Source organism: Caldimonas sp. (genome assembly GCF_046289365.1).
In the GTDB taxonomy this organism is placed as follows: domain Bacteria; phylum Pseudomonadota; class Gammaproteobacteria; order Burkholderiales; family Burkholderiaceae_C; genus Caldimonas.
The window spans coordinates 1-2597 of sequence record NZ_JBKBVU010000300.1; the positions used below are offsets into that span (position 1 = coordinate 1).

Here is a 2597-nt window from a genome sequence, read left to right on the forward strand (position 1 = left end):
CGCACCCTCGCCCGGGCGGGCGTCCGCCCAGATGCGGCCGCCGTGGCGCTCGATGATGCGGCGGCACAGCGCCAGTCCGATGCCGGTGCCTTCGAAGTCCTGCGCGCGGTGCAGGCGCTGGAAGACACCGAACAGCCGCTCGGCACGGGCCGGGTCGAAGCCCACGCCGTTGTCTTCAACCCAAAACACCGCCTCCTCCCCCTGGGGGCCGGGCTGGACGCGGCCGCCCACGGCGATGCGCGCGTGGGGTTGTTTGCGGGTGTATTTGAAGGCGTTGGCCAACAAGTTGTCCCATACTTGCGACAGCAGCAGGGCATCGCCTTCGACGTTGGGCAACTCATGCGGAATGTCGACCTCGACGCCATAGCCCGGCGGACGTTGCAGGGCGGGGTCGTGTTGGACGCGGTGCAAACTGCTGTGTACCAAACTGAGCATGTTCAGCGGTTGGGGCTGCAGCGCGGCGCGTCCCAAGCGGGCAAAGGCCAGCAACCCTTCGATGAGGCGGTGCATGTGCGCCGCGGCATTTTCGATGGTGCGCAAGTCGCGCTCGACGTCTTGCGCGATATGTCCCCGCAGGTCTTCGCGCAGCACCTGCACATAAGCCGAAATGTGGCGCAGGGGGGCGCGCAGGTCGTGGGAGACCGAGTAGGAAAATGCCTCCAGATCCTGGTTGAGACTGTGCAGCTGCCGTGTGCGCTCTTCGACTTTGCGCTCCAGCGCGTGGTTGAGGTCGCGCAACAGCTCCTCCAGTCGGCGCATCTCGGTCATGTCGCGCACCAAGCACGCCGTGCCCAACGGTTCGCCCTCGGCCCCCCGCAGCGCCGCGTAAACGACGTGTGCCCACAGCCGCTGACCGTCGGCGCAACGCAGCCAGAGCGTGGCTTCACTCTGACCCAGTAGCGCCGCACGCTCCAGCGCCTGCGCCGCATCGGGGGGTAGCGGGTGGGGGGCGTCGGGACGATCCGGTCCCGCGGTACCCAGCACCGCTGATGCTGGGTAGCCGAGCAGGCGCTGTGCGCTGGCCGGCCAGTCGATGATGGCCCCGTTGCTGTCCAGAAAGAATAACGCCGCGTCGCGCAGTCCATCCGACAGGGCCTGCCAGCGCGCGTGTTGCAGCGTCAACCATGCGCTTTGGTGTTGCAGTTGCTGCTGCAAGTCGGCTTGCTGCGCACGCAGCTCCGCTGCGTGCCGCTCCCACGCACTGTCGTCGCGCAGCAAAATGCATACGCCTCTGACGGCACCGTCCACCGTGTCTGGCAACACCGTCAGCGACCAATGCGCTGCGTTATCGCATCCAGGGCAGGCCGTTTGAAATTGACCGGGCTCGTTGCGCAGGGCTTGTGCGACCCAAGGCAGTAGCACGTCCAGCCAATCCGGGCTGAGCACCTCGTGCCACGCTCGATCTTCCACTTGGTTGGGCCGTATCCCAGGGCGCAGCAGGGGTTGTACGGCCGCATTGGCAAAGCGACAACGCAGTGACGCGTCCAGGATGAGACAGCCATCGGTGAGCCGGTGCAGGACACGAACCGCCACGTCGCCAACCGAATCGGGTGTGGTACCGGACGGGGCTGTCGCGTCGCTGCTGCCCGCGCAATTTTGCGTATGGATGGCCAATGCCTCGAAAAACGAGGGCGGCAACTGAGGGGGCCAGGGGTGGCGGGGCATTGGCTGCATGAATTTACTGTAGCGCAAGCAACTGCGACACTGAAGCCCGTTGCGGGTATCCGGTGGCAGCGTCTGGCTCCCCGGCTGTGGCGTCGGGGGCTACCGGAGCGCCGAGCCAGATTTGCGGTGAAGCCGCGCAGCCACGCCACAGGCGCTCCTCCTGACCTTGTTGTGGCGTGACATCAATAGCGCGGCAACTCCGGGTGCGGCAGCCGCCCGCCGCGCACCAGCAGTTTGCCGTATTCCGCGCAGCGTTGCAGGGTCGGGATGACTTTGCCCGGGTTGAGCAGCCCGTGCGGGTCGAAGGCGCGCTTGATCGCGAACATCTGCTCGCGTTCCTCGGGGCTGAACTGCACGCACATGCTGTTGAGCTTTTCCACGCCGACGCCGTGCTCACCGGTGATCGTGCCACCCATCGCGACGCTGGTCTCCAGGATGTCGGCGCCGAACGCCTCGGCGCGCCGGAATTGATCCGGGTCGTTGGCGTCGAAGAGGATCAGCGGGTGCAGGTTGCCGTCGCCGGCGTGGAAGACGTTGACACAGCGCAGGCCGTATTTGGCCTCCATCGCCTGGATGGCGAGCAGGATGTCGGCCAGCCGCTTGCGTGGGATGGTCGAGTCCATGCACATGTAGTCCGGGCTGATGCGGCCACTCGCCGGGAAGGCGTTCTTGCGTCCGCTCCAGAAGCGCAGCCGCTCCGCCTCGTCGCGGCTGACGGCGATGCGCGTCGCGCCCGCGGCGCGCAGCACGGCGCTCATGCGCTCGATCTCCTCGGCCACTTCCTCGGGCGTGCCGTCGGATTCGCACAGCAGGATCGCCGCCGCGTCGAGGTCGTAGCCCGCGTGGACGAAGTCCTCCACCGCTGCCGTCATCGGCTTGTCCATCATCTCCAGCCCTGCCGGGATGATGCCGGCCGCGATCACCGCCGCCAC

The 2597-nt window shown here is 66.9% G+C and carries 2 protein-coding genes; both read right to left on the reverse strand.

All coding sequences use genetic code 11. The annotated features are described in order from the left end of the window. Nucleotides 1–1638, reverse strand: a 1638-nt coding sequence (locus ACK42S_RS17260) for an ATP-binding protein (protein ID WP_409710479.1), incomplete at its 3' end; no start/stop codon positions are given. 209 nt (nucleotides 1639–1847) lie between these two features. Continuing rightward, nucleotides 1848–2597: FAD-linked oxidase C-terminal domain-containing protein (locus ACK42S_RS17265; RefSeq protein WP_409710482.1), on the reverse strand; the 750-nt coding region annotated here is incomplete at its 5' end.